The 26,292-nt window shown below is 73.5% G+C and carries 21 protein-coding genes and 1 pseudogene; 11 read left to right on the plus strand and 11 right to left on the minus strand.

Annotated elements, in window-relative coordinates; genetic code table 11:
* Positions 1-181: 181 nt before the first annotated feature.
* Together E0L36_RS18145 and E0L36_RS18150 are read left to right on the plus strand one after the other, a co-directional pair.
* Positions 182-895: pseudogene (locus E0L36_RS18145) on the plus strand (FadR/GntR family transcriptional regulator); the annotation flags it as partial.
* A 799-nt stretch (positions 896-1,694) separates the two neighbouring features.
* Positions 1,695-2,996 (plus strand): MFS transporter, encoded by a 1,302-nt coding sequence (locus tag E0L36_RS18150; protein WP_180930189.1) that lies wholly within the window; start codon positions 1,695-1,697, stop codon positions 2,994-2,996.
* A gap of 61 nt (positions 2,997-3,057) precedes the next feature.
* On the opposite strand, the gene E0L36_RS18155 is transcribed toward E0L36_RS18150, so the two are convergent.
* From E0L36_RS18155 to E0L36_RS18170, 4 genes are read right to left on the minus strand one after another with little or no spacing between them, the layout of a single operon-like run.
* Positions 3,058-3,777 carry an ABC transporter permease subunit gene (locus E0L36_RS18155; RefSeq protein WP_180930783.1) on the minus strand — a complete coding sequence of 240 codons (720 nt, stop codon included), beginning with the start codon at positions 3,775-3,777 and terminating at the stop codon, positions 3,058-3,060.
* A gap of 20 nt (positions 3,778-3,797) precedes the next feature.
* Positions 3,798-4,715, minus strand: coding sequence for an ABC transporter ATP-binding protein (locus E0L36_RS18160; protein ID WP_180930190.1), 918 nt, complete (start codon positions 4,713-4,715; stop codon positions 3,798-3,800).
* Positions 4,712-5,629 carry an ABC-2 transporter permease gene (locus E0L36_RS18165; RefSeq protein WP_180930191.1) on the minus strand — a complete coding sequence of 306 codons (918 nt, stop codon included), beginning with the start codon at positions 5,627-5,629 and terminating at the stop codon, positions 4,712-4,714. Before E0L36_RS18165 ends, E0L36_RS18160 begins: the two co-directional genes overlap by 4 nt.
* Positions 5,619-6,764, minus strand: a complete 1,146-nt coding sequence (locus tag E0L36_RS18170; RefSeq protein WP_180930784.1) for an ABC transporter ATP-binding protein — start codon at positions 6,762-6,764, stop codon at positions 5,619-5,621. The genes E0L36_RS18165 and E0L36_RS18170 overlap by 11 nt, the downstream gene beginning before the upstream one ends.
* Positions 6,765-7,061: 297 nt before the next feature.
* Between E0L36_RS18170 and E0L36_RS18175 the strand changes: the two genes are divergently transcribed.
* The 6 genes from E0L36_RS18175 (at position 7,062) to E0L36_RS18200 (ending at position 14,138) form a co-directional block, all read left to right on the plus strand.
* Positions 7,062-7,976: a M24 family metallopeptidase gene (locus E0L36_RS18175; RefSeq protein WP_180930192.1), complete on the plus strand. Its 915-nt coding sequence runs from the start codon at positions 7,062-7,064 to the stop codon at positions 7,974-7,976.
* Positions 7,973-9,736: an SDR family oxidoreductase gene (locus E0L36_RS18180; RefSeq protein WP_180930193.1), complete on the plus strand. Its 1,764-nt coding sequence runs from the start codon at positions 7,973-7,975 to the stop codon at positions 9,734-9,736. Before E0L36_RS18175 ends, E0L36_RS18180 begins: the two co-directional genes overlap by 4 nt.
* 469 nt (positions 9,737-10,205) lie before the next feature.
* On the plus strand, positions 10,206-11,147 hold the full coding sequence (locus E0L36_RS18185) for a metal-dependent hydrolase (protein WP_219636873.1): 942 nt from the start codon (positions 10,206-10,208) through the stop codon (positions 11,145-11,147).
* A 337-nt stretch (positions 11,148-11,484) separates the two neighbouring features.
* Entirely contained in the window at positions 11,485-12,468 is a 984-nt protein-coding gene (locus E0L36_RS18190; RefSeq protein ID WP_180930194.1) for a MerR family transcriptional regulator, read from the plus strand.
* Positions 12,469-12,574: 106 nt separating this feature from the next.
* Complete coding sequence (locus tag E0L36_RS18195; RefSeq protein WP_180930195.1) at positions 12,575-13,198, plus strand: RNA 2'-phosphotransferase; 624 nt, start codon at positions 12,575-12,577, stop codon at positions 13,196-13,198.
* 37 nt (positions 13,199-13,235) lie between these two features.
* Positions 13,236-14,138: an LLM class flavin-dependent oxidoreductase gene (locus E0L36_RS18200; protein WP_180930196.1), complete on the plus strand. Its 903-nt coding sequence runs from the start codon at positions 13,236-13,238 to the stop codon at positions 14,136-14,138.
* Positions 14,139-14,312: 174 nt separating this feature from the next.
* Here the strand turns inward: E0L36_RS18200 and E0L36_RS18205 are convergent, their stop codons facing one another.
* The 4 genes from E0L36_RS18205 to E0L36_RS18220 form a co-directional block, all read right to left on the minus strand.
* Positions 14,313-14,714: a PPOX class F420-dependent oxidoreductase gene (locus tag E0L36_RS18205; protein WP_219636874.1), complete on the minus strand. Its 402-nt coding sequence runs from the start codon at positions 14,712-14,714 to the stop codon at positions 14,313-14,315.
* Between the two features lie 750 nt (positions 14,715-15,464).
* Positions 15,465-16,409, minus strand: coding sequence for a carbohydrate kinase (locus E0L36_RS18210; RefSeq protein WP_180930198.1), 945 nt, complete (start codon positions 16,407-16,409; stop codon positions 15,465-15,467).
* Between the two features lie 235 nt (positions 16,410-16,644).
* Positions 16,645-17,322 carry a trans-aconitate 2-methyltransferase gene (locus E0L36_RS18215; protein WP_180930199.1) on the minus strand — a complete coding sequence of 226 codons (678 nt, stop codon included), beginning with the start codon at positions 17,320-17,322 and terminating at the stop codon, positions 16,645-16,647.
* A gap of 473 nt (positions 17,323-17,795) precedes the next feature.
* Positions 17,796-18,134: a hypothetical protein gene (locus tag E0L36_RS18220; protein ID WP_180930913.1), complete on the minus strand. Its 339-nt coding sequence runs from the start codon at positions 18,132-18,134 to the stop codon at positions 17,796-17,798.
* A 446-nt stretch (positions 18,135-18,580) separates the two neighbouring features.
* Between E0L36_RS18220 and E0L36_RS18225 the strand changes: the two genes are divergently transcribed.
* Both E0L36_RS18225 and E0L36_RS18230 read left to right on the plus strand, forming a co-directional pair.
* Positions 18,581-19,486 (plus strand): LysR family transcriptional regulator, encoded by a 906-nt coding sequence (locus E0L36_RS18225; RefSeq protein ID WP_180930200.1) that lies wholly within the window; start codon positions 18,581-18,583, stop codon positions 19,484-19,486.
* Positions 19,487-19,703: 217 nt separating this feature from the next.
* Positions 19,704-21,623, plus strand: coding sequence for an NHL domain-containing thioredoxin family protein (locus tag E0L36_RS18230; RefSeq protein WP_180930201.1), 1,920 nt, complete (start codon positions 19,704-19,706; stop codon positions 21,621-21,623).
* 103 nt (positions 21,624-21,726) lie between these two features.
* On the opposite strand, the gene E0L36_RS18235 is transcribed toward E0L36_RS18230, so the two are convergent.
* Positions 21,727-23,070 (minus strand): M18 family aminopeptidase, encoded by a 1,344-nt coding sequence (locus E0L36_RS18235; RefSeq protein WP_180930202.1) that lies wholly within the window; start codon positions 23,068-23,070, stop codon positions 21,727-21,729.
* Positions 23,071-23,159: 89 nt separating this feature from the next.
* The gene (locus E0L36_RS18240; protein ID WP_180930786.1) at positions 23,160-24,986 is read right to left on the minus strand and encodes an acyl-CoA dehydrogenase; all 1,827 of its coding nucleotides are present in this window, start codon (positions 24,984-24,986) and stop codon (positions 23,160-23,162) included.
* A gap of 118 nt (positions 24,987-25,104) precedes the next feature.
* Here E0L36_RS18240 and E0L36_RS18245 point away from each other — a divergent pair, with 118 nt between their 5' ends.
* Positions 25,105-25,617, plus strand: coding sequence for an SseB family protein (locus tag E0L36_RS18245; protein ID WP_180930203.1), 513 nt, complete (start codon positions 25,105-25,107; stop codon positions 25,615-25,617).
* A 246-nt stretch (positions 25,618-25,863) separates the two neighbouring features.
* On the opposite strand, the gene E0L36_RS18250 is transcribed toward E0L36_RS18245, so the two are convergent.
* Positions 25,864-26,238 (minus strand): helix-turn-helix domain-containing protein, encoded by a 375-nt coding sequence (locus E0L36_RS18250; RefSeq protein ID WP_180930204.1) that lies wholly within the window; start codon positions 26,236-26,238, stop codon positions 25,864-25,866.
* Positions 26,239-26,292: the final 54 nt, after the last annotated feature.

Consider the following 26,292-nt stretch of genomic DNA (forward strand, 5'->3'; position numbering starts at 1 on the left):
AACCTCCGGGGCGGAGGTGGGGGCGGCCGTCGGGCGCGCACCTACGAAGGTAGATGTACGATGAAGCTCAATTTGTAGGATGACTGGACAACCGCTTTCCCGGCCGGGGACGGTCCGGCCCGGAGCGGCGGGACCGGCCCGACGGCGGGGACAGCGGAGGGACCGGAGGAGGGAAAGCGGTATGGCGCTGCGGGCGGCGGAACGGCGGTCGCTGGTCGACACCGTCGTGGCCGAGCTGCGACGCCAACTGGCCGCCGGGACATGGGAGGTCGGCGAGCGCGTCCCCACCGAGCACGCGCTCTCCGAACAGCTCCAGGTCAGCCGGAACACCGTCCGGGAGGCCGTACGGGTCCTCGTCCACGCGGGGATGCTGCGCTCCCGGCAGGGCGAGGGGACGTTCGTCGTCTCCCGCGCCGACCCCGCCGAGGCGATGCGCGCCGTACGGCGCGCGGGCATCCGGGACGTCCTGGAACTCCGCATCGCGCTGGAGGCGGAGGGCGCCCGGCTCGCCGCGCTGCGCCACCAGCCCGGGGACATCGCGCGGATGCGGGCCGCGCTCGCCGCCCGTCCCACCGCCGTACCGGCGGACCAGCCCCCGGCGGGGCGGCCGCCGGAGATCCCGCACGAACTGCACGCGGAACACGACATCGAGTTCCACATCGCGGTCGTGGACGCGGCGCACAACGCGGCGCTGAGCGCGACGTACGGCTGGTTCAGCACCTCCGTACGGGACGCGCTGGTCGCCGCGTTGAGCGACGGGCAGCTGCCCCCCATCGACGAGGCCGACCACCGCGCGGTGGTGGACGCGATCGAGAGCCGGGACGCCGCGGCGGCCGAGGCCGCGGCGCGGGCCCTGCTGGAGAAGCCGATGCGGGTGGTCGAGGCGCTGCTCGCGGAGCGCGGCGCCACCGGCACGCGCCTGGAGGACGCGGGCACCCGGCCGCTCCCGGCAGGCGCACGACCGCTCACTTCGGGCGCGGGGGCGCGGAATCTCCCCCCGGACACCGAGGTGTCCCCTCGGGACGCCGACGCGGGCCAGGGTCCGGCGGACACCGGCCCCGGCGCCGACACCGACCCCGACACCGGTGCCGACCCCGGCTCCGGCGCGAGCGCCGCCCAGCGTCCCACCCGTCCGGCCCCGGCCCCCGGCAGGAGCGCGGCCCGGGCGGACCGGCTGCCTCCGGGCGCCCCCTAGCCGGGGCGGGCGCCGGAGCGGCCGGGACGGGCGCCGCGCTCACCCCCTCGTCCTGTCGGAACCCCGTCGTCCGGCGGGTCCGTCGAGTCCGGCGGTATGGCGGGTCCGGCGGTCCGTCCGACCGGCGGGCCCGCCGTCCGTGGGGTCCCGACGTCCGTGGGGTCCCGCCGTACGTGGTGTCCCGACGTACGTCACGTCCCGCGCCGTCCGGCTGGTCCCGCCGTCCGCAGGTCCGTGCGGCCGCCGCTCCGGCCCGCCGCGCGCTCCCGGCCGCTCGCCGTCGCGGGCCGGAGCGCCGAGGGGCACCCCCGGTCCGGCGAGCACGCCAGGTTCCGCGTCACGTTCCGGGGCGGCGGCTCAGCGCGGTCGGACCCCGCGTTCGCGCGGGCCCAGCCCCAGCCCCGGCTCCGCGGCACCCAGCGCACAGCGCCCAGCACCCAGCACCCAGCACCCAGCACGAACGCAGCACAGTGAGAAGTGAGAGAGGCACCACCCGCAGATGTCCGTTGACCACACGGAAGGGCTGCTCGCAGCCGAACTGATCGACGCGGAGGAGGGGTCGACCCCGACTCCACCGGTCGCCGCCGCACGGCGGCGGCTGCGCGGCCACCGTGCGCTGCTGCTGACCGGGATCGTGCTCGCCTCCCTGACGATGCGGGCGCCGCTGGCGGGAGTGGCCCCGGTGCTGGGGAGCATCGGTGAGCAGATGGGACTGACCGCGACCGCGAGCAGTCTGGTGACGACCATTCCGCTGGTGTTCATGGGGCTCACCTCGCCGCTGGTGCCCCGGCTGGCCCGCCGCTGGGGCACCGAGGCGGTGCTCACCGGCGCCCTCGTACTGCTCACGGTCGGTATCGCGCTCCGTACGGCGCCTCCGGCGGTGGCGCTCTTCGGCGGGTGCGCCGTGGTGGGCGTCGGCATCGCCCTGCTGAACGTCCTGATGCCCGGCCTGATCAAACGGGACTTCCCGAACAGTCCGGCCGGGATGACCGCGCTGTACTCCACGGCGATGATCCTGGGCGCCACCGCCTCCGCGGCGGCCGCCGTCCCGCTGGAGCGGGCGCTCGGCGGCTGGCAGGGCACGCTGCTCTCCTGCGCCCCGCTGGCGGCGGTCGCGGCGCTCGTCTGGCTGCCGCAGGCGGTCCTGCTCCGGCGGGGCGGCCCCGCGGGTGGTCCGGCGGCCGTGCCGAGCCCGCGTCCGGCGGGGGCGGCGCGGGAGCGGAGCCTGGCGCGCTCCGGACTGGCCTGGCAGGTGACGCTGTTCATGGGCGCGCAGTCGCTGATCGCCTATGTGGCCATCGCCTGGCTGCCGTTGATCCTCACCGACCACGGGATGGCCCCGGCCACCGCGGGGCTGGTCTTCGCCTTCAGCACGCTGGTGCAGATGCTCGGCTCCTTCGTGTTGCCGACGCTGGCCGGGCGGATGCGGCGGCAGCGGGCGCTGGCGGTCGCCGTGGTGGCGCTGATGGCCGCCGGGATCGGGGGCCTGCTGGTGGATCCGGTGGGCGGGGCCTGGCTGTGGGCGACGCTGCTCGGGCTCGGGCAGGGCGGCTCGCTCGGCCTCGCGCTGACCCTGATGGTGCTGCGGAGCCGGGACGCGCACGGCGCGGCGCGGCTCTCCGGGATGGCGCAGTGCTGGGGTTATCTGCTGGCGGCGGCCGGTCCGCTGGCGCTGGGCGCGGTCCACGAGCTGACCGGCGGCTGGACGGTGCCGATCGTGCTGTTGCTGCTGGTCTGCGCCGGACTGGTGCTGGTGGGCTGGGGCGCCGGACGGGACCGCACGGTCGAGACCGCCGGCTGAGCCGGACCACGGCGGCGGCCCGGCCCCGGCGCGCGGCGGCCGGGCCGCGCGCCGGGGTGGTTCACTCGTCGCCCGCCAGGGTCAGCGTCCGCAGGGTCCGCGTGGCGAACCAGGCGCCGCCGACGGTGACGGCGAGCAGGGCGCACACCGCCAGCGGCAGGCCGACGGCCGAGGTGATCTCGGCGCCGCCCGCGACGCGTTCGGCCCCGGCCAGCGCCCACTGCTGCACGCTCAGCGTCTGCGCCCCGGGCACGACGCTGCCGAACAGCGCCTCCCAGATGAGCGCGTACAGCAGCCCGAACACCACCGCGTGCCGGGAGACCGTGCCCAGCAGCAGGAACAGCGCGCTGTAGGCGACGGCGGCGAGGACGGCGGCGAGCGTGTAGGCGGCCGCGATGCCCTGGCTGTTGCCGTTCAGGATGAACCCGGCGACGAGCGTGGGGACAGCGGAGAACGCGGCGGTCACCGCGATCGCCACCAGCAGCTTGGTCAGGATGATCGTCGACCGCTTGAGCGGTTTCGACAGCAGGTAGACGACGGAACCGTCGTCGATCTCCGGGCCGATCGCGCCGGTACCGGCGATCACTCCGACCAGCGGCACCATGACGGCGAGCGCGAACCCGCCGAGCAGTCCGGCGGCGACGGTGTCGTCCGCGCCCGCCAGGAGGCGGACCACCACCGCGACGACGAGCAGCAGCGCGGGGAGCAGACAGAGGATCAGCGCCCGCCTAGGGCCGAGCAGCGCCCGGTAGGTGAGCCGGGCCACCGTGGGGTCGTACAGGTCCTTCACCGTGACTCCCTTCAGGCCGCGACGAGGTACGAGAAGACGCTCTCCAGCGACTCGTCCGAGGGCGAGACGGTGTAGAGCCGGATGCCGTGCTCCCGGGCGACCCGGGGCAGCAGGGCGGTGAACCGGGCGAAGTCGATCGCCTGCACCCGCAGGGCGCGTTCGTTCCAGTCCAGCTCGATCCCGGCCGTCGACTCGTCCGCGATGAGCGCGGCGGCCAGCGCCCGGTCGTCGCTGGACCGCACCAGGTAGCGGTGCGGGCGGTCGGTCATCAGCCGGCGGATCCTGCGGAAGTCGCCGCTGGCCGCGTGCCGGCCGGCCACGATCACCTCGATGTGCGAGGCGAGTTGCTCGACCTCCTCCAGGATGTGCGAGGAGAACAGCACGGTGCGCCCCTCCGCGCCCATCCGGCGCAGCAGCTCCATCAGCTGCATCCGCTGCCGGGGGTCCATTCCGTTGAACGGCTCGTCCAGCAGCAGCACCGAGGGGTGGTGCACCAGCGCCGACGCCATCTTCACGCGCTGCCGCATGCCCTTGGAGTAGGTCGAGATCCGGCGCTCCTGCGCGTACTCCATCTCCACCGTGGCCAGGGCCTCGCGGGTGGCGGCCGGGGGGTCGGCCAGCCGGTGCAGCTCCGCGTTGGCGAGCACGAACTCGTAGCCCGTCAGGAAGTCGTACATCCCCTCCTGTTCGGGGACGATCCCGATCTCCCGGTAGACGTTCCGCTCGCCCCAGATCCGGGTGCCGTCCAGCGTGACGGAACCGCCGGAGGGCTCCAGGAACCCGGCCATCATGTTGATGAGCGTGGACTTCCCCGCGCCGTTCGGGCCGAGCAGCCCGGTGACGCCCGGGGAGATGTCCATGGTGATGTCGTTGACGGCGACGACGTTCCCGAACCAGCGGGACGCGCGCGCGATGTGGAGGGTGGTCACAGCCCGGCCTTTCGGTAGCGGCGCAGCAGCAGCAGGTACGTCCCGCCGATCAGCGCCACGATGCAGAGGAGATACGCGAGGCCCTCGACGCCGGCCAGCTCGCGTCCCCCGGGGAAGAGGGTGATCCCCCCGAGGTAGGCGCCCTGGATCCCGTCCAGCAGCGAACCCGGCGAGCCGAGTCCGATCCAGCCGGTGAGGCCCCGCTGCTCCTGTTCGACGGCGATCTCCTGCAAGGCGCTGACCAGGAAGTACGGGACTGTGAGCACCGCGATGATGGCGGCGACGCCGAAGCCCCGGCGCGGAGTCACGGCGGCGATGGTCAGCCCGATCCCGGCGTGCAGCAGCGAGAACAGCGCGCACAGCACCAGTCCGCCCGCGAACTTCCCGGTCTGGTCGGCGAAGCCGAGTTCGCCCAGCAGCGCGCCCACGTACAGCACGAGCACCGGCGCGGCGGTGAACACGAAGATCGCGGCGGCGAGCGCGGCGTACTTCGCCAGCACGTAGTCCTGGCGCTCGATGGGGCGCGAGAAGTACAGCGGCACCGTCTTGAAGCGGAGGTCGAGGGAGACCGCCTGCGGGGCCATGGCCGCGATGAAGATCCCGGTGACCGGCTGGAGCTGGAGCGTGTACTCCGAGTACCCGACGGCGAGTTCGTCCCCGCCGGTCGCCACCGCCACCGCCACGACGATCGCGGCGGGCATGCACACCACCACGAACAGCACCATCGGCAGCGCCTTGGACTTGGCCGACCGGCCGAGCCCGTAGGCACCGCGCAGCGACTGCGTGAACAGCGACAGGCGCGCGTAGCCACGCCCCAGCCGGGGCCCGTCGTAGTGCCGGTACCCGATGTCGTGGATGACCCCGTCGCCGCCCCGGGTACGGGCCGGTTCTCCCACCGAGGGTTCAGACGCCATGCTCGTCCCCTCCCTTCCCGGCCACGCCGGTCTCTCCTGCCGCGCCGGTCCGCTCCGCCGCGCCGGTCCGCCCCGTGGGCTCCTCGCCTCCCGGCCGTCCGCCGGGCTCCTCCCCCGGTTCGCCGCCCCCGCCGTCCGCGGGCTTCTCGGCACCTTCGGGGTCTTCGGGCTCTTCGGGGCCCGCGTCCGGCCCGTCGGCCGGTGCCGCTCCGAACACCTCGGCGATCCGGTGCCGGCGCTGCTCCATCCGGACAAGTCCCAGGCCCAGCCGGGCCGTAACGTCACGGACGGTGTCGTAGACCGACTCGTCCGCCAGGTCCACCATCAGCAGATGAGCGGAGTCAGCCGCCCCGGACTCCGCGGACGGGCTGCCGAGGCGCAGCCCCGCCTCCGTCAGCGCGGCCCGCAGCGCGCCCGTCCCGTCCGGGCGCTCCTCCGTGTCGGTGACCTCGACCGCCAGCACCGCGGCGGCCTGCGTGTAGTCCGCGGTGGACCGGGAGCTGAGCAGCGTGCCCCCGTCGATGACCACCACGTGGTCGCAGGTGCGCTCCAGCTCCCCCAGCAGGTGCGAGGTGACCAGCACCGAGATGCCGAACTCCCGGTACACCCGGCGGATCAGCTCCAGCATGTCGTCCCGGCCCACCGGGTCGAGCCCGTTCGTCGGCTCGTCCAGGAAGACCAGCCGCGGGTCGTGCACCAGCGCCTGGGCCAGCTTGACGCGCTGCTTCATGCCCGTGGAGTACCCGCCCATCGGGCGGTACCGCTCCTCGTAGAGGCCGACGTGGCGCAGGGTGTCCGCGGTGCGCTCGCGCGCGGCGGTCGGCGGCAGCCCGGACATCCGCGCCAGGTGGACGACGAACTCGGTGGCCGAGACGTCCGGCGGCAGACAGTCGTGTTCGGGCATGTACCCGACGCGCTCCCGGATGGCCAGCCCTTCACTGGCCACGTCCATGCCGAGCACCGAACCGGTTCCCTCGGTCGCTGGCGAGAGTCCCAGCAGGATCTTGATGAGGGTGGACTTACCGGCGCCGTTGGCTCCCACCAGGCCGGTCACGCCCGGCTCGATACCGAGGGTCAGCCGATCCAGGGCGGTGACCTCGGGGAACCGTTTGCTGAGGTTGTCCGTGGCGATCACATTCACCCCACGACCGTATCGACGGCTCCCGACGGGGGCGTCCCCCCAGGGCCCCGAACCGACGTCCCCCTCAGGTCTGACAGCCCGTAAGGGAGGGTGTCCCCACGGACGACGCTCCCCTGACACCGCTCCGCGACGCCGGTTCGGAGTGGCTGCTGGCTGGGGTGGCGGCCGGTTCGGGCGGCCGGTTCAGGACGGCCGGGAGTTTTCCACAGCCCTTGACTGCGCCACGCCCCGTTGTCACATTCATCAGTGTCAAGTTACGCGCACGACCGCTCACGGGACGGACGGTTCGCGATGCCCCCGAAGATCCCCCCAGCCCCCGCGCACGCGCGGCCCACCCCACCTCCCCCGGCCGGGGCGTCGGCCAGCCAACTCCCCGCCGATCTGCGGGGTTTCCGCGAGGTGCAGCGGCTGGCATACGCCTGCGCCGAAGCCGTCGCGGCCCGGCTCGCCCCCGGGGTCACCGAGCGGGACGCCGCCCGGATGCAGCGTGAGTGGCTCACCGCGCGCGGCGTGCGCGACTGGTTCCATCTGCCCTTCGCCTGGTTCGGGGACCGCACGGCGTTCGCCGGGTTCCGCGTCCCGCTCCAGTTCTTCCCCACCAACCGGGCGCTGGAGCCCGGTATGCCGTTCATCCTCGACCTCGCGCCCATCCTCGGCGGACACACCGCCGACGTCGGCTACTCCGGAAGCCTCGGCCCGCACCGCGTGCAGCACCGGATGCTGAGGGACCTGCGGGCACACCGGGAGCTGATCCTGCGGGAGGTCCGCGAGGGCCGTCCGCTGCGCGCGATCTACCAGAGCGTGGATCGCCTGATGGACCGCCAGGGATACGCCAACCGGCACCGCCGCTATCCCTTCGGCGTCGTCGCGCACAAAGTCGGCCGGGTCCGGGAGCGGCGGGCGGCCCCCACCCTCTTCGGCTTCGGGACCAACGCCCTCCGGGGCCTCGCCCAGGACGCCCTGCGCGGGCACCGGGAGGGCTGGTCCCCGCTCTGGAGTCCGTACCGCTTCTCGGACCACCCCCCACAGCCCGGGCTGTGGGCCGTCGAGCCGCATCTCGGATTCCGGGGCACCGGCGCCAAGTTCGAGGAACTGCTGGTCGTCACCGACTCCAGCGACCCCGAGCAGCGGGCCTTCTGGCTGGACGACGATCTGCCGCACGTGCGGCGCTGGCAGGACGACCAGGAAGAGAGGGTGGCAGCATGAGCGCGGCAGTCTCGGGAGCCCGGGAGCGCTGGGTCCACACCGGCGGCATCGAGTTGTGTGTGGCGGAGTGGGGAGACCCCTCCCGGCCGACCATCGTGCTGGTGCACGGCTATCCGGACAGCAAGGAGGTCTGGTCGCGGATCGTCGAACGCCTCCGGGACACCTACCACGTCGTCCTGTACGACGTGCGCGGCTGCGGGCGCTCCACCGCTCCGAAGCCGCTGCGCGGCGGCTTCACCCTGGAGAAACTCACCGACGACTTCCTCGCCGTCGCGGACGCCGTCAGTCCCGACGAGCCGGTCCATCTGGTCGGCCACGACTGGGGATCGGTGCAGGGCTGGGAGTTCGTCACCGTCCCGCGTACCGAGGGGCGTATCGCCTCCTTCACCTCGATGTCCGGGCCCTCGCTGGACCACTTCGGCCACTGGATCAAGCAGCGCGCCGCCCGGCCGACGCCGCGCCGCGCCGCGCAGCTTCTCAGCCAGGGCGCCATGTCCTGGTACGTCTACCTGCTGCACACCCCCGTCCTGCCGGAACTCGCCTGGAAGGGCCCGCTGGGCAAGCGCTGGCCGAAGATCCTGGAGCGGCTGGAGAAGGTTCCCGCCGGGGACTACCCCACCCCCTCTCTCCCCTCCGACGCCTCGCACGGCGCCTGGCTCTACCGGGACAACATCCGCTCCCGCCTCAGTCACCCGAGGGACGACTGTCACGCGCACGCCCCCGTCCAGCTCATCACCCCCACCGGGGACGTCTTCCTCAGCGAGCGCCTCTACGACGAGCTGGACCAGTGGGTCCCGCGGCTCACCCGCCGCACCCTCCCCGGCAAGCACTGGATCCCGCGCACCCGGCCCGACCAACTCGCCACCTGGATAGACGAGTTCGTCGCGGGTCGGTCCGGTCGGAGCATGCCGCGGCCCGCGCCCTCCGGCGCGCACGCCGACCGCTTCAGCGACCAGCTGGTGCTGGTCACCGGCGCTGGAAGCGGCATCGGCCGGGCCACCGCCCTCTCCTTCGCGGAGGCCGGGGCCCGCGTCATCGCCGTCGACCTGGACGCCGCGAGCGCCGCCCGCACCGCCGAGCTGGCCGAGCTGGTCGGAGCGCCCAGCGCCTGGGCGGAGTGCGTCGACGTCGCGAACGGTCAGGCGATGGAGCAGCTCGCCGAGAAGGTCACGGAGGAGCACGGCACCGTCGACGTGCTCGTCAACAACGCCGGGATCGGCATCGCCGGGAGCTTCCTGGACACCAGCGCCGAGGACTGGCGGAAGACGCTGGACGTCAACCTCTGGGGCGTCATCCACGGCTGCCGGGCCTTCGGTCGGCGGATGGCGGAACGCGGCCAGGGCGGGCACATCGTCAACACCGCCTCCGCGGCGGCCTTCCAGCCCTCCCGGGTGATGTCCGCCTACAGCACCTCCAAGGCGGCGGTGCTGATGCTCAGCGAGTGCCTCCGGGCGGAACTCGCGGGCTCCGGTATCGGGGTCAGCGCGATCTGCCCCGGCCTGGTCAACACCAACATCACCAGGACCGCGCGGTTCACCGGTGTGGACGCGCAGGAGGAGAAGCGCATCCAGCACCGCATGGCCCGGCGGTACGACCTGCGCGACTACCCGCCGGAGAAGGTGGCGCGGGCGGTGCTGCGGGCGGTCGTCCGGAACCAGGCCGTCGTCCCGGTCACCCCGGAGGCCCGGGGCGCCCGGTTCGTATCCCGCCTCAGTCCCCGGGCGCTGCGCGCCGTGGCCCGCGTCAGGCCGCCCATGTAGCCCACGCCGAGCGGTAGTTCGTGTCCGGAAGCAGCTCGTGTCCAGCGGTAGCCCGTGCCCGGCCACGGCCCGTGCCCGGCCACGGTGCGTGCCCTGCGGTGGCGCACGCCCAGCGGTGGCGCACGCCCAGCGGTGGCGCACGCCCAGCCGCAGCCCGTGTTCAGCGACGAACGGCCCCGGGCCGCCCGCCCGTACCCCAGGCGGCCCGGACCACCCCCGGCGAGGAGGCACCGTGTACGAGGAGCAGGGTGAGGCGCACCGGTCCGGGCGCCCCCGCAGCCCCCGCGACCCCCATGACCCGTCCGGAACCCCCGAGTTGGACTCCGCCGGTCTCCCCACGGACGGTTCCACCACGACCGGTTCCCTCCAGGGCGGTTCCCCTCCGAGCGGTGCCGCCCTGGGCGCTTCCGCCGGGACCGGATCGGCGGGGAGGGGGCACGGGCTGAGCGAGACGAGCGGGACGGAGGGGTTGGCGCAGACGGACGGGGAGGGCGGGACGGGCGGCCAACCGCCCCCCGCGCGCCACGTGATCGCGCCCCGCCGGGTCGCCTTCGACTGGGAGCGCACGCCCCTGCACTGGCTCCCCGGCGAGCCGACGGCCACCCACGTCATCAACGTGCTGCACCTGCTCCTGCCCGCCGGGGAACGCTGGTTCGTCCGCGTCTTCAGGGAGGCGCTGCCCCTGGTCCGGGACGAGCGGACACTCCGGGACACCAAGGGCTTCATGGGCCAGGAGGCCACCCACAGCGTGCAGCACGCCCACGTGCTGGACCACCTGGCCGCACAGCGCCTGGAGACCCGGGAGTTCACCCGGTACGTCGACTTCCTCTTCGACCGGCTGCTCGGCGAGCACCCGCCCTTCGGTCTGCGGATCCCACCCCGCGAGTGGCTCCGTTTCCGGCTGTCCGTCGTCGCGGCGATCGAGCAGTTCACCGCCGTGCTGGGGGATTGGGTGCTGCGAGCTGACGGCCTGGACCGGGCGGATCCGGACGCGGTGATGCTGGACCTCCTCCGCTGGCACGGCGCCGAGGAGGTCGAGCACCGGGCGGTGGCCTTCGACCTGTTCCAGCACTGCGGAGGAGACGGCCTGCCCCGCTACACCCGCCGGGTCGCCGGCATGGCGGTCACCGCTCCGGTGATCGTGTGGCTGTGGGCCTGGGGAGCGTCCTACCTGATACGCCACGACCCGCTGCTCGACGGCCGGGCACGCTACTCCCTCCGGGCGCACAACCGGGCGGTGGCCAAGGGGCTGCTCCCCGGCTGGCGGGAACTGTTCTCCGCGATACCCCGCTACCTCCGGCCCTCCTACCACCCGTCGCGGGAGGGGTCGACGCGGCGGGCCCTGGCGTACCTGGCGACCTCGCCCGCCGCGCGGGCGGCGGCCGGGGCGCTGGCCCGCGCCTCCCCCTGAACCGTCCCGCTCTGTCCCGTCCCGCTCTGTCCCGTCCCGCCCTGCCCCGGTCCGTCCCACCCTGACCTGTCCTGTCCTGCCCCCAACCGAACCCACCGAACCGAACCGGGAAGTCGGCGCACCGGACTGCTCCACACGCTGAACTCGCTCCGCACGCCGGGCCGTCCACATGCCAGCCCGATCCACACACCGGGCCGATCCACACCGTGAACTGATCCGTGCGGTGGACCGATCCGTACGGTCGGCTGGTCAGCACGGTCGGCCGATCCGTACGGTCGGCCGGTCGCCCGCGGCGGGGAGCAACCGCCGCACCACCGCATCCGAGGAGACCCGAGTCATGGCCCTGTCCGAGTCCGAGTACCGGATCGAGGACCTCGCCCGCCACAGCGGCGCGACGGTCCGCACGATCCGCGCGTACCAGGATCGCGGTCTGCTGCCCAAGCCCGAGCGGCGCGGCCGGGCCAACGTCTACGGCGGCGCCCACCTCGCGCGCCTGCGGCAGATCGCCGACCTGCTCGACCGCGGCTACACCCTGGCCTCCATCAAGGAGTTGCTGGAGGCGTGGGACGAGGGCCGGGGGCTGGGCGGGGTGCTCGGCCTGGTCTCCGAGGTGGAGGGCCCCTGGACGGACGAGGAGTCCACCCGCGTCGGCCGGGCCGAACTGCACGAGCTGTTCGGCGGCTCCGAGGACGACGACGCGGTGGACGAGGCCGTCGAACTGGGCGTGCTGGTCCCGGTGTCCGGCGCCCCGGACACGTTCCTGGTGCCGAGCCCCCAGGAGCTGCGGGTCGCCGCGGAACTGCACCAGGCCGGGGTTCCGCTGCGCGCCATCACCGGCCACCTGCGCGAGTTGCGCGGCCAGGTGGAGCACATCGCCGCTCGCTTCCTGGACTTCACCAACGAGCACGTCTTCATCCGGTACCTCGGCAGCCGCCCGAGCGACGAGGACGCCTCGGAGGCCGCCGAGTTGGTGCGGCGGCTGCGCCCCCTCGCGCAGTACGTGGTCGACGCCGAACTGGCCCGCGCGATGCGGCTGCTCTCCACCCGGAACCTCCGGGACCACCTGCGGTCGGCCGCCGCCGCCCCGCCTCCCGCCGTGGATCCGAACCTGTCCACCACCGCCGTCCGGCTCCCCACGCAGACGATGGAGTCCGTACGGGAGTTGGTCGGCACCGACCAGGTGGCGGAGTTCGTCGCCGCCGCGGCGGCCCGCGAGGTCCAGGCCCGGCTGATGGACCAGCTCACCGCCCACGGCGCGGTCCACCCCCACCCCCGCGCGCGCCCCTCCGCGTCCGCGGCCGACGATCCGGACCTCCAATGACCGTCGGACCGGGACCGGAGATCGGGTTCAGGGGCAGGGTCCGGCGGCCCGGCGGCCCGGCGGAAATCCGGCTGCCGACGGCGCGGGTCCGCGACAGGCTGGGCGGATGAACGACCAACGCACCGTACGGATATCGAGGTTCCTCTCCCGGCACCTACGTCACCAGCCCGAACGCCTCGGCCTCCACCTCGACCCGGCGGGCTGGGTGGCGGTGGACCATCTGATCGCGGCGGCGACGGAACACGGATTCCGCTTCAGCCGCGAGGAACTGGAACACGTCGTCGCCAGCAACGACAAGCGCCGGTTCACGCTCTCCGGAGAGCACATCCGCGCCAACCAGGGCCACTCGGTCCCGGTGGAACTGAACCTGCCACCCCGCGAACCGCCCGAGTGGCTGTACCACGGAACCGTTCCCCGGGCGCTAGAGGCGATCCGGGCCGAGGGGCTGCGCCCCATGAACCGGCACGCGGTCCACCTGTCACCGGACCGGGAGACCGCCCGCCAGGTCGGAGCCCGCCGGGGCAGGCCCGTCGTGCTGAGCGTCCACGCGGGCCGGATGAGCCGTGGCGGCCACACCTTCCAGCGCAGCACGAACGGGGTGTGGCTCACCGAGGCGGTCCCGCCCCGCTTCCTCCACTGGCCGGCGTCCCCCGGCAGCTCCCCCGACAGCGCCTCCGGGAGCACCGCCCCAGCGGACGGCTCCGACCGGGACCCGATGACGCCGGAGTGACCGGCCCGTTCGACGGAAGCCCCGTAGGCTCTGAACCATGCGTCTGAGCACCGTGATTCTCCCGGTATACCGCTGGTCCGAGGGTGGCGAGGAGGTCTGGCGCCGCGCCGAGCGGCTCGGTTTCCACACCGCGTACACCTACGACCATCTGAGCTGGCGCTCGTTCCGGGACGAACCCTGGTACGGCGCCGTCCCCACCCTGACCGCGGCGGCGGCGGCCACCGAGCGCCTGCGCCTGGGCACCCTGGTGACCTCCGCCAACTTCCGTCATCCGGTGCCCCTGGCCAAGGAACTCGTCTCGCTGGACGACATCTCCGGCGGGCGCGTCACCCTCGGCATCGGCGCGGGCGGCTCCGGTTTCGACGCGACGGCGCTGCTCCGCGCGGAGGAGGAGCCCTGGACGCGGGGGGAACGGACCGCCAGGTTCCACGAGTTCGTGCCGCTGCTCGACCAGTTGCTGACCCATCCGGTGGTCACCGCCGAGGGCCGGTTCTACTCCGCGCGCGAGGTACGGAACATCCCCGGCTGCGTCCAGCGGCCCCGGCTGCCGTTCACGGTGGCCGCCACCGGTCCGCGCGGATTCAACCTCGCCGCCCGCCACGGCCAGGGCTGGGTGACGACCGGGGACTTCGCGGTGAACGCCGACGGCACCGCCGAGCAGTCACACGCCGCCCTCGAAGCGCAGATGAAGCAGCTGACGGCGGCCTGCGCCGTGCGGGACCGGGACCCGGCCGAGCTGGACAAGGTGCTGCTCACCGGCTTCACGCCCGACCAGCCCCTGCGTTCGGTCGACGCGTTCGTGGACTTCGCGGGACGCCACTTCGCACTCGGCTTCGACGAGATCGTGCTGCACTGGCCGATCCCGGACTCGGTGTTCGCCGCCGACCAGTCCGTGTTCGAGCGGATCGCGACGGAGGCCCTGGCGCAACTGCGCTCCTGACGCCCCTTCCTGCCCGGCCGCTGCCTCTGTCCCTGCCTCCTGAAGTGGGTCGGCGTGGCTGGGACGGACCGTGCCCCGCGTGCGCCGTGGGCCGGGCACGGTCCGATGGGCGTCCAGCCGTCCGCCGGGCGGGGACGGATCCCCGGGACGGGTCCAACAGCTGGGCGCAGCCGCTCAGTTCATGCTGTCGCCGTACACGTGGCCGACGGTCATCGTCATCAGCACCCGGCGGTCCGCGACCATCACGGACCGGTACTCCGCCCAGTCCGGATGCTCGCCCGAGGCGAGCCGGTAGTAGGTCACCAGCGCCTCAACCTCCGGCCCGTCAGGGTCACTTCCCGGCCCGACGAGCGTCACGGCGCCCTCGGCCGTGGCCCACGACCGGCCGTCCGCAGCGGTGACCTCCAGGGCCGCCCGCGGATCGCGCCGCAGGTTCGCCGTCTTGGCGCGTCCCTCGGTCATCGAGACGTACAGGACCTCGGCGGCACGGTCATAGAACGGCATGACGGGCGACAGCTGGGGCAGGCCGTTCGACCTGATCGTCGCGAGGACCCCGAGCCGGGACGCCGCGAGCAGCGCGCGCGGGTCGAACCGCGCTCCGCCCGGCCCCGGTGCGGAGTCTCGCTCGCTACCCCGCTGTTCCTGGCTTCGCTGGTCTCGTTCGGTCACGATCGCACTCCTGACTCCGCGCGGAACGGTTCGATCGCCGGGGCGTCACCGCTCCCCGAGGCGGGATGACCGCCAGCCGCCCGGCATCCGCCCGGCCCCGGCCCCGGGGAACTCGCCGTCGACGAGGGGGAACTGACATCGTGCGGCCACCGATGGGCGCGCGGCGTCCAACCGGCCCTCGCGTGTCCACGGCCCCGGCTCCGAAACCGCCGCCACGGCTGTTCCGCACCCGACCCCGTCTCCGGGCCCAACACCCCTCGCACGCTGCGCATTCCGTTCCGCCCGGCCTCCAGCCTCCGGCGTCCGCCATCCCGGAGACCGCCGGGACCGCCGACCGGACGCGTACGGTCGGCCCCCGGTCGGATCGGTGCGCGCCGTCGAGGAACCCCGGCGGCGAGACGCGCCCGGTCGTGGCCGGGGCACCGCGCTCCCGCCGTCCGGGGGACCCTCGTCCGGCGGCGGGGCCCACCGGCCGAACCGATGCCCCGGCCGGGCCACACGACCGAGCCCGCCGGTGCGCCGCGGCCCCGGACGCGGCTCCCGAACTCAACGCCCGAACTCCATCCCGAACACAGCTCCCGGCCGCCTTCGTTCGGGGCCGCGAAGGTGACACGCCAGCGAGTCACCGGGGCTGGGCGGGTCAGCGGGCCGGGCGGGTCAGCGGCGTAGCTCGGCGGCGGACGGTGGGCGCGCGCCCGCCCGGGAGCAGGTGACCGCGGCGGCCCGCGCGGCGAAGTCCAGGACGTCCAGCCACTGTTGCTGGGTGAGCTTGCCCAGCGCCCGGTGGGACAGCGCGCCGTGTTCGGACAGCCGGTGCAGCAGCGCGGCGTTCACCGTGTCCCCCGCCCCGATCGTGTCCACGACGGCGACCGGTTCCCCGGGAACGGCGATCTGGTGGTCCCGGGTGAACACCGTCAGCCCGTCACCGCCCTGGGTCAGCACCAGCGCGGCCGGACCGGCGGCCAGCCACTCACCGGCGGCCCGCAGCACGTCGCCGATCCCGTCGGCGTCCGCGAGCCACCGCGCGTCCTCCAGCGACAGCTTGACCAGGGAGACGCTGGGCAGCCACGAGCGGAACCGGGCCCGGTAGGTGTCCGGGTCGGAGATGAGCCCCGCGCGGATGTTGGGGTCGAGCACGGTGAACACGCCGCGCGCGAACTCCCGCCGCAGCAGCGCCTCGTAGGCACTCGCGCCCGGTTCGAGCACGAGGGAGCAGGTGCCGAACACCAGGGCGCTGGTGTCCTCGGGAACCTCGGTGGGCAGGGTGAACAGTCGGTCGGCGGTGCCCTCCACGTAGAAGCGGTACGCGGCGGAGCCGTCGGGGTGCACGTCCGCCAGGGCCAGCGTGGTGGGTTCCGCGCCGCGCTGCACCAACGCGGTGTCCACCCCGTTCTCCCGCAGTCCGTCGAGCAACCGCTCGCCGAAGCCGTCCGTCGACACCCGGGAGCAGAACGCCGTCGGCGTCTCCAACCGGGCCAGCGCCACGGCGGTGTTGTACGGCCCGCCGCCCCGCACCGACCGGAGCACGGGCAGTCCGCCCTCCTCGGCGGCCTCCCCCTCGGGCACCAGGTCGATCAACGCCTCACCGGCGACCACTATCACGATGTGCTTCCCCGTCCGTCCGAATGCTCTCGCCCGCCACGTCCGCCCCCATCCTGCCCAATCCCCCCGCCACCCGCGCGACCACCTCACACCCGTCACCGTCACCCGCCGCCCCGGCCCCGGCGACCCGGCTCACGCACGGCCGCCACCCAACGCACCGAGTGCGCCCGGTCATCACCCAACCGACGGTCGGGCCACGCCCGTTGCTCAACCGCCCCCGCACACCGGTCGCTGCTCAGCCCGGTTGGCGGGCCTGGACGATGAGGGTGCCGACGTGGTCCGGGTGGGGTGCGGGGACCACGTACGCGTGCGCGCCCACGAAGCCGTGGCCAGCGAGGATGGCCTCCCACTGGTCGGGCTCGTACGCCCAGCTCCGGATCGGGGTGCGGTCCCCCTTGAACCCGCCGGCGTACATCCCCTGCATGCCGTAGCAGCCCGGGACGGGCGGGGCGTGGGAGAACACCAACCGCCCGCCCGGAGCGAGCCGTCGCCGGACGGCGGGGAGCAGCACCTCGGGGTCGGTGAACCAGATGGCGCCCCAACTGCCGTACACCGCGTCCCACTCGGTGTCCTGGTCGGTGAGGAAGGCGACGGCCTCGGCCTCCTCGAACCGGACGCCCGGAAGGTGTCCCCACCGGCTCCGGGCCTGTTCACAGTGGACCGGCGACAGGTCGATCCCGGTCGCCCGCACCCCGTTCAGCGCGAGCGCGGCGACCGCCGCCCCCCGTCCGAACCCCAACTCCAGGGCGTTGGACGGTTCGCCCAGCAGCTCGGCTCCGGGCCCGTGTCCCGGATACTGCGACCAGCCGAAGGCCGTGCGCAGCGCCTCCTCATCCGACTCCTCCCCCCTCCGCTCCACCACCCTCGCGGCGAAGTCATCCCAGTAGCCGGCGCGTTCGTCGACGGTGCTCATGACGCTCCTCGCTCGGTAGGTGGCGGGATCCCCCTGCGTACGGCCGTCGTCCCGAGAGTGGGCGCGGCGCCGGAGTCCCACTAGCACGCTAGCGAGCGACAGCCGGTGACCATCAGGTCCCGGCGAGCCTCTACCCGATCGAATGAGAGCGCGCCGTCCCGCTGACCCTCCGCCGGCACCGCCCTGACCTGCGAGGTCGCGAACCCCTCGGAGCTCCGGGCGCCCCGGACCGCTCCCCGCGCCGGAAGCCAGGCCGTACTCGCGCCACCGGAACCCACCACGGCGTACAACGGACTGCGGCGGCACGCGAGTTCAGCCCCGTCCGGCGCGCGGTGCACGGGCGGGGAGGCTCACGAGCCCCCGTGCCACCGGAGCACGACGGTTCGCCGGCGCCCCGGCCCACGCGGAACGCTCCGGTGCCCGCTCGCCGCAGCGTCCCGACGGCGGATTCGGTGGCGTCAAGAGTGCTGGGTTCAGGGACGTACCGGGTCTGACCCGTCCCGCGCACCGGTGATCTCGCCACCCTCCCGCCCCGACTCCGCGCCAGACCGTGCCGACGGACCGGACCGTGCCGACGGACCGGACCGCACGGGCTGGACGGGCTGCACGGACCGGGCGGGGCGGTCAGGCTGGACGGGCTCGGCGGGACGCCCGCGCACGGTGATCGTGCTGCGGCCGTCCACGACCGTCCGGACCTGGAGGGAGCCGCAGGCGCACCGCGTCCAGAGGGTGTACCCCTCGCTGGTGGCGTGGCGGGAGAGGGTGCGCGGCGGTTGGTCGTCCGGCCATCCGCAGTACGGGCACGCGGACATGGGGTCTCCTCCTCGGGGACGTACGGTCACAGGCCCACGAACTCCCCCTCGCCACACGGCGATACGAGAGGGGGCGTGGGAACGCCAGCCGCGGATCGGTGTTCTCGGAACGGCTCGCGGCCGGACGTGGGACTCGGCGGGGCGGCGGGCACGGCGGGGCGTGGGACTCGGCGGGGCGTCGTCGGTGTCGTTCCTCTTCCTGGTGTCGGCTGGTTCCGGGGGCGCCCGCAGCGGTTTCGGGACGCGCGCGGTCGCGCCCGGGAGGGTTCGGTCAGTCCGCCGAACCCCGGGGCGTCCCGGGCGTGTGACCGGCTTTCCCGCTCCCGCGCGAGGAGCGGGCGGACGGTGGGCGGTGCCCCCACCGGGGGCGCCACACACAAGCCTCGCGCGCCACCGTCATGTAGGTCCAGGTTCTCTTTCCGCAGACAATCGTGTACAACAGCTTCATGATTGATCTGCGTCGCCTCTCCGTCCTCCGCGCCGTCGCGCACTACGGCACGGTGACGGCGGCAGCCGAGGCGGTACACCTGACACCCTCCGCCGCCTCGCAGCAAATACGCCAGCTGAGCAAGGAGTTGGACGTAGCGCTGCTGGAGCGGCACGGCCGCAGGGTGCGCCTGACCCCGGCGGCCCGCGGCCTGCTGCGGCACGCCGACCGGATCGCCGAGTACTGGCAGGAGGCCGAGGCGGAGCTGCACACCGCGCACCCCACGGCGCTGCGGGGGCACGTGCGGCTCGCGGGCTTCCCCACCGCCGTCTGCTCCCTGCTCGCGCCGCTGGCGGCCCAACTACGCGCCGAGGGACCGGATCTCACCGTCGAACTGCGGCAGGCCGAGCCGGGGGAGTGCTTCGACCTGCTGTTCTCGGGAGACGCCGACCTCGCGGTCGTGGAGGCCACCACCGACAGCCCGCCGCTGAACGACGCCCGGTTCCACCAACGTCCGCTCATGGACGACGCGTTCGACCTGCTGACTCCGGCTGACCACCCGCTGGCCACCGGACCCGCCCCGAAACTCGGTGAGTTGGCGGACGAGCCGTGGATCCTGGCCGCTCCGCCGTGTTCGGCCCGGCAACTGGTGCTCGCCGCCTGCACCAGCGCCGGGTTCACTCCGGCCATCGCCCACCAGGTGTCCGAGTGGAGCGTGGTGGCGACGCTGGTGGCGCACGGGCTGGGAATCGCGCTGGTGCCGCGCGTCGTCCAGCTGCCGCCCCAACTGAACCTGGCACGAACCCCGTTGGACGGCGAGGTCCGCCCCTTCCGGCGGTTGCTGCGGGTGGTCCGGAGCGGGGACGAGCGGCATCCCACCATCGCCGCCGCGGCCTCCCGGCTCGACGCCCTCGCGCCGCGCTGACCGCCACCGTCCTCCGCCCGTCCGGCCCCGGGGCTCCCGTCTCCTCCACCCCGGACCGCCGTGACCCTCATCACCCCAGGTCACCGACGTACGGGAGTGCGGCGCGCTCCCCCCGGGGGCGGCACGGGTGGCAGCCGTCCGGCCCACCGGCCACCGCACGTCGGGCCTGGTCTCCGGGGGCTCGGGAGCGCCCGGGCCGGGATGGCACTCTGGAGACATGACCAAGCGCCCCCGCGTCCGCGCGCCCGAGCTGCGCGGACGCGCCTGGATCAACACCGGCGGCCGGCGACTCTCCCTCGCGGAGCTGCGCGGCCGTCTGGTGGTGCTCGACTTCTGGACGTTCTGCTGCGTGAACTGCCTGCACGTGCTGGACGAGTTGCGCGCCCTGGAGGCCCGGCATCCGGACACCCTGGTCGTCGTGGGGGTGCACTCGCCGAAGTTCGCGCACGAGGCGGACCACCAGGCGGTGCTGGACGCCGTCGAGCGGTACGGCGTCGAGCATCCGGTGCTGGACGACCCGGAGTTGGCGACCTGGCAGCAGTACGCGATCCGCGCCTGGCCCACGCTGGTCGTCATCGACCCCGAGGGGTACGTGGTGGCGCAGCACGCCGGAGAGGGCCATGTGCACGCCGTCGACGCGCTGGTGACCGAGCTGGAGGCGGAGCACGCGACGAAGGGCACCCTGCGCCGGGGCGCTGGCCCGTACGTACCGCCCGAGCCGGAACCGACCCACCTGCGCTTCCCCGGCAAGGTGATCGCGCTGCCGTCGCGCCCCACCGTGTCCGGCGACGGAGGCCCGGACGAGCCGGAGTCCGGCCCCCGGTTGCTGGTCTCGGACACCACCCGGCACCAGCTGGTGGAGCTGGCGGCGGACGGCGAGACGGTCATCCGCCGTGTCGGCACCGGCGAGCGGGGGCTCAGCGACAGCCCCGTCCGGCTCAGCGAACCGCAGGGCATGACGCCGCTGCCGGACGGCCGCGTGATCGTCGCCGACACGGTCAACCACGCGCTGCGGATCTACGATCCGGGCACCGGCGCCGTCACGACCGTGGCCGGGACGGGCGCGCAGTGGATGTCCGGGGACCCCACCTCCGGCCCGGCGCGCGAGGTGCCGCTCTCCTCGCCGTGGGACGTGGCCTGGTTCCAGGACCGGGTGTGGATCGCGATGGCCGGTATCCACCAGCTGTGGACGTACGATCCGGCGACGGAACGGGTGGCGGCGGTGGCCGGAACCCGGAACGAGGGCCTGGCCGACGGTCCGGCCGAGGCCGCCTGGTTCGCGCAGCCCTCGGGTCTGGCGGTCTCGTCCGACGGGGAGCGGCTCTGGATCGCGGACTCCGAGACCAGCGCGCTCCGCTGGATCGACCGGGAGCTGACGGTGCGTACCGCCGTCGGCAGCGGCCTGTTCGACTTCGGTCACCGGGACGGCCCGGCGCCCGAGGCGCTGCTCCAGCACCCGCTGGGCGTCACCGCGCTGCCCGCCCCCGGCGGCGGGCCCGGCCCCGTCCTCGTCAGCGACACCTACAACCACGCCCTCCGGCTCTACGACCCGGTCAGCGAGGAGGTGAGCACCCTGGCGACCGACCTCAGGGAACCGTCCGACGCCCTGGTGCTCCCGCCCGCGCCCGGCGGCGCGGAGCGTGGCGAGGGCGGAGGGCCGCCGGAGGTCCTGGTGGTGGAGTCGGCGCGGCACCGGCTGACCCGGCTGCGGCTGCCCGTGGAGGCGGTGCCGGTCGACGCCGTCGCGCGCCGCACCCGGCGGGAGGCGACCGCGCTCGCGCCCGGCGAGGTACGGCTGGAGGTGGTCTTCCAGCCGCCCCACGGCCAGAAGCTCGACGAACGGTACGGACCGGCCACCCGGCTGCTGGTCAGCGCCACCCCACCGGAGTTGCTGGTGGACGGGGCGGGCCGGGGCACCGAGCTGCGCCGCACACTGCGGCTGGCCGACGGGGTGCCGGAGGGCGTGCTCCACGTGTCCGCGATGGCGGCGTCCTGCGACGAACCGGCGGGCGGCGCGGAGGCCGAGGAGTACCCGGCCTGCCATATGCACCAGCAGGACTGGGGGGTGCCGGTGCGGATCGGCCCGGAGGGCGCGGATCGGCTGCCACTGGTGCTGGCCGGGCTGGACGAGGGCTAGCCGACCGAGCGCCCCCACCGCCCCGTCCCGACCGGCCCCCGTCCCGGGTCCGGTACCTCCGCCCGAGGACGCCCCCGTACGGGGGGCTCGGCGCTCCGGGACGTCAGCCCTCCAGGAAGGCGGTGAGGCAGTTGGCGAGGAGGTATGGGTCGCGGGCGCCGCACAGCTCGCGGGCCGAGTGCATGGAGAGGATCGCGACCCCGATGTCCACGGTGGAGATCCCGTGCCGGGCGGCGGTGATGGGGCCGATGGTGGTGCCGCAGGGCACCGCGTTGTTGGAGACGAAGGTCTGCCAGGGCACTCCGGCCCGCTCACACGCCTCCGCGAAGACGGCCCGCCCGGTCCCGTCGGTGGAGTACCGCTGGTTGACGTTGACCTTGAGGATGGGGCCGGCGTTCGGCATCGGGTGGTGCCCCGGCTCGTGCCGCTCCCCGTAGTTGGGGTGGACGGCGTGCCCGGTGTCGGAGGAGAGGCACACCGAACCGGCGTAGGCGCGGGCGCGGTCCTCGTACCCCCCGCCGCGCGCCAGCACCGCGCGCTCCAGGACGTTCCCGAGGAGCGGCCCGTCGGCGCCGGTGTCGGACTGGCTGCCGTTCTCCTCGTGGTCGAAGGCGGCGAGGACGGGGATGTGGCGCGGGTCGCCGCGCTCGGCGGCGGCGATCAGCGCGGCCACCCCGGCGTGCACCGACAGCAGGTTGTCCATCCGGGGCCCGGCCAGCAGCTCCCGGTCGCGGCCCAGGTACGCGGGCGGCTCCACGCTGTGCACCATCAGGTCCCAGCCGAGGACGTCCTCCGCCGGGACTTCGGCCTCCTCGGCGAGGAAGCGGACCAGGTCGCCCTCGCGTGGCTCACCGAGCCCCCAGATGGGGGTCATGTGGCGCTGGCGGTCCAGCTTGAGCCCGTCGTTGGCCTGCCGGTCGAGGTGGATGGCGAGCTGCGGCACCCGCAGCAGCGGCCGGTCCACGTTCACCAGCCGGGTGTGCGTGGCGGCCGGGGCCCCGGTGGTGGTCCGGCGCGGGTCCTCCCCGCGGACGGTGAGCCGCCCGGCCAGTCCGAGGTCGCGGTCGAGCCAGGTGTTGAGCAGGGTGCCCCCGTAAATCTCCACGGCGATCTGCCGCCAGCCGTGCGCCCCGGTGTCGGGCAGCGGCTTGACCCGCAGGTTGGGGGAGTCGGTGTGCGCGCCCACGATCCGGTACGGGGTGGCGGGCGTCGCGCCCTCGGGCACGTACCAGGCGATCAGGGCGCCGCCGCGCAGCAGGTACTTCCCCCCGCGGGTGGCGTCCCAGGCGTCCGTCTCGTGGAGCTGCCGGAAGCCCGCCCCGTCCAGCAGCCGCGCGGCACTGCGGACCGCGTGGTAGGGCGTGGGCGAGGCCGTCAGGAACGCGAGCAGGTCGTCGGTGTGGCCGGGACCGAAGGGGGCCGCCGGGGGGTGGGGGTGCGAACTCATGGGCCTCAGCATACGAACGCGGAACATCCCGCCCTCACCCAATGGGCGGGAGCGGGATGTTCCGGATGAGGGGTGAGACGGCGAGCGGCTCAGAAGGCCGCTTCGTCGAGCTCCATCACGGACTGGTCGACGGCTTCGGCCAGCTCGCGCTGCACGGCGACACCTGGGAGGACGTTCGCCGCGAAGAACTTCGCCGCCGCGATCTTGCCCTCGTAGAAGGGCTTGTCCTTGGCGGAGGCGTTCGGCAGCCGCTCGGCCGCGACGGCGGCGCCGCGCAGCAGCAGGTAGCCGATCACCACGTCACCCGAGGTGAGCAGGAACCGGGTGGTGTTCAGACCGACCTTGTAGATGGCCTTCACGTCCTGCTCGGTGGCGGCCAGGTCGGTCAGCATGGTGCCGACGATGGACTCCAGGTCCGCGGCGGCCTTGCCGAGCTGCTCGCGGGAGCGCGCCAGCTCCTCCCCGCCGGGGGCCTCGGCCAGGAACTTCTTGATCTCCTCGGAGAGCGCGGTCAGCGCCTGGCCCTGGTTCCGGACCACCTTGCGGAAGAAGAAGTCCTGACCCTGGATGGCGGTGGTGCCCTCGTAGAGGGTGTCGATCTTGGCGTCCCGGATGTACTGCTCGATCGGGTACTCCTGGAGGTACCCGGAGCCGCCCAGCGTCTGGAGGGACTGCGCCAGCTGCTCGTAGGACTTCTCCGAGCCGTAGCCCTTGACGATCGGCAGCAGCAGGTCGTTCAGGGCGTGCGCGGCGGAGGCGTCCTCGCCGTTGTGCTCCCTGACGACGATCTCGTCCTGCACGCTGGCGGTGTACAGCACCAGCGACCGCATGCCCTCGGCGTACGCCTTCTGCGTCAGCAGGGAGCGGCGCACGTCCGGGTGGTGGGTGATGGTCACCCGGGGAGCGGTCTTGTCGGTGAACTGGGCCAGGTCGGCGCCCTGCACCCGCTCCTTGGCGTACTCCAGCGCGTTGAGGTAGCCGGTGGAGAGGGTGGCGATCGCCTTGGTGCCGACCATCATCCGCGCGAACTCGATGATCTTGAACATCTGGCGGATGCCGTCGTGCTTCTCCCCGAGCAGCCAGCCCTTGGCCGGGGTGTTGGCGCCGAAGGTCAGCTCACAGGTGTTGGAGACCTTCAGGCCCATCTTGTGCTCGACGTTGGTGGCGTAGACGCCGTTGCGCTCGCCCAGCTCACCGGTGTCCCAGTCGAAGTCGTACTTCGGCACGACGAACAGGCTCAGGCCCTTGGTGCCGGGGCCGTGGCCCTCGGGGCGGGCGAGCACGAAGTGCACGATGTTCTCGGACATGTCGTGCTCACCGGAGGTGATGAAGCGCTTCACGCCGTCGATGTGCCAGGTGCCGTCCGCCTGCTGTACCGCGCGGGCACGACCGGCGCCCACGTCCGAGCCGGCGTCCGGCTCGGTGAGCACCATGGTCGAGCCCCACTGCCGCTCGGCCATCAGCTTCGCGATCTTGTTCTGCTCCGGGGTGCCCTCGTCGTAGAGCACGCCAGCGAAGGGCGGGCCGGAGGCGTACATCCACAGGGCCGGGTTGGAGCCCAGGATCGCCTCGGCGAAGCCCCAGAGCAGCGAGCGGGGGGCGGTGGTGCCACCGATCTCCTCGGGGATGCCGAGCCGCCACCACTCGGCGTCCATGTACGCCTGGTAGCTCTTCTTGAAGCTCTCCGGAACGGGTGCGGTGTTCGTCTCGGGGTCGAAGACCGGCGGGTTCCGGTCCCCGTCCTCGTACGACGCGGCCAGCTCGTTCTCGGCGAGACGGAAGATCTCGTCCAGCACGTTCCTGGCGGTCTCCACGTCCATGTCGGCGAACGGCCCGGTGCCGTACACCGTGTCGCGACCGAGCACCTCGAAGAGGTTGAACTCGATGTCGCGGAGATTCGACTTGTAGTGCCCCATGGCGACGGCTCCGTAAGGCTCGTTCGTGCGTAACTGCTCAGCGTTCCACATCATGCTACCCGCCGGTAATAAGAAGCAACCCCTCATCGCCGGTCTGTGACTCGTTACTCTTTCCCGCATGTACGGCTATGACCAGACGGCCTCCGCGGGACACGGCTACCCCCACGCCGGTCACCCCGGCCACCCCGGGCAACAGCAGTACACCGCACCCCACGGGCCCCCGCCCCCGCACTACGGGCAACCGCCGCAGCAGCCGCTCTACCCCGAGCCCTCGCCACCCTCCCTCCAGGAGGCGGTGCGGGCCTTCACCACCGGCACCATGACGGCCGAGGACTTCCAGGGCGTCTTCTCCACCGCGAAGGTGTACTGCCCGCGCGGTGAGACCCCCGGGTTCCTGGCGCTGCACAACACCCAGCAGCCGGTGATCCCCATGTTCAGCACCCTCAAGGAGCTGCGGGGCTACGCGGGCAAGGAGTCCCGGTACTTCGTGATCACCGGCGCCGAGGTGCTGGACCTCCTGCCCTCGGGGTACGGCTTCGTACTGGACATGGAGGGTGAGCACCGCGTGGTCTTCGACGCCAAGGCCGTCGAGGAGATGGTCGACTTCGCCATGCGCCGGATGTACGGCTGACCCGCGCGCCCACGACCAGCGCAGCCACCCCGGCCACCGCGACCGCCCCGGGCCTCAGCCCCCGAGACCGCCGCGATCCGCACCCCCTGACGGCCACCGTGAGGGCCGTGATCCCCGCGGACGACACCGTCACCCCGTCCGTCTGATCGCCCGCGGCGCCTGAGGCGCTCTGGCCGCCCGGCTCACCGGCTCGGCACCGCGTCCCGCCCCTGAGCGACCCCCTCCGGGAGGTCGCGAGGGGTCAGTTCAGTCGCGGAACTCCTCCGGGCATCCGGAACCGCCCTGCGGCAGGTGCCCCTCGGCCCAGCGGGTCAGCTCGACCATCGCCGGGCGGAGCGCGGCTCCGGCCTCGGTGAGGGTGTAGTGCACCCGCAGCGGGGGGCCGTCCTCGACCCGGCGGGCGACCAGGCCGAGCGCGCCCAGCTCGGAGAGCCGGCCGGACAGCATGCGCTCACTGATCCCGGGGACGGCGCGGCGCAGCTCGGTGAAGTGTCCCGGGCCGTTCATCAGCGCGGCGAGGATCAGGCCCGTCCAGCGCTTGCCGAGCAGCTGGAAGACACGGGTGATGTCGGCCGTCGGCTCCGTGCAGATCGTCCCCTCGCCCGGCGTGGACTCTGACATCGGACCCCCTTCCCGCGTCGGCTGCCGTGGCCCCCTCATCGCGCCAGGGTACTA

The sequence above is a fragment of the Streptomyces sp. AJS327 genome (genome assembly GCF_013450295.1).
Lineage (GTDB): Bacteria > Actinomycetota > Actinomycetes > Streptomycetales > Streptomycetaceae > Streptomyces.

Excerpts from the sequence above, each read along its gene's own strand:
- E0L36_RS18150 (WP_180930189.1), top strand. The coding sequence starts at position 1,695 with ATGTCCGTTGACCACACGGAAGGGCTGCTCGCAGCCGAACTGATCGAC.
- E0L36_RS18165 (WP_180930191.1), bottom strand. The coding sequence starts at position 5,629 with ATGGCGTCTGAACCCTCGGTGGGAGAACCGGCCCGTACCCGGGGCGGC.
- E0L36_RS18175 (WP_180930192.1), top strand. The coding sequence starts at position 7,062 with ATGCCCCCGAAGATCCCCCCAGCCCCCGCGCACGCGCGGCCCACCCCA.
- E0L36_RS18180 (WP_180930193.1), top strand. The coding sequence starts at position 7,973 with ATGAGCGCGGCAGTCTCGGGAGCCCGGGAGCGCTGGGTCCACACCGGC.
- E0L36_RS18190 (WP_180930194.1), top strand. The coding sequence starts at position 11,485 with ATGGCCCTGTCCGAGTCCGAGTACCGGATCGAGGACCTCGCCCGCCAC.
- E0L36_RS18195 (WP_180930195.1), top strand. The coding sequence starts at position 12,575 with ATGAACGACCAACGCACCGTACGGATATCGAGGTTCCTCTCCCGGCAC.
- E0L36_RS18200 (WP_180930196.1), top strand. The coding sequence starts at position 13,236 with ATGCGTCTGAGCACCGTGATTCTCCCGGTATACCGCTGGTCCGAGGGT.
- E0L36_RS18215 (WP_180930199.1), bottom strand. The coding sequence starts at position 17,322 with ATGAGCACCGTCGACGAACGCGCCGGCTACTGGGATGACTTCGCCGCG.
- E0L36_RS18220 (WP_180930913.1), bottom strand. The coding sequence starts at position 18,134 with ATGTCCGCGTGCCCGTACTGCGGATGGCCGGACGACCAACCGCCGCGC.
- E0L36_RS18225 (WP_180930200.1), top strand. The coding sequence starts at position 18,581 with ATGATTGATCTGCGTCGCCTCTCCGTCCTCCGCGCCGTCGCGCACTAC.
- E0L36_RS18230 (WP_180930201.1), top strand. The coding sequence starts at position 19,704 with ATGACCAAGCGCCCCCGCGTCCGCGCGCCCGAGCTGCGCGGACGCGCC.
- E0L36_RS18235 (WP_180930202.1), bottom strand. The coding sequence starts at position 23,070 with ATGAGTTCGCACCCCCACCCCCCGGCGGCCCCCTTCGGTCCCGGCCAC.
- E0L36_RS18240 (WP_180930786.1), bottom strand. The coding sequence starts at position 24,986 with ATGGGGCACTACAAGTCGAATCTCCGCGACATCGAGTTCAACCTCTTC.
- E0L36_RS18245 (WP_180930203.1), top strand. The coding sequence starts at position 25,105 with ATGTACGGCTATGACCAGACGGCCTCCGCGGGACACGGCTACCCCCAC.
- E0L36_RS18250 (WP_180930204.1), bottom strand. The coding sequence starts at position 26,238 with ATGTCAGAGTCCACGCCGGGCGAGGGGACGATCTGCACGGAGCCGACG.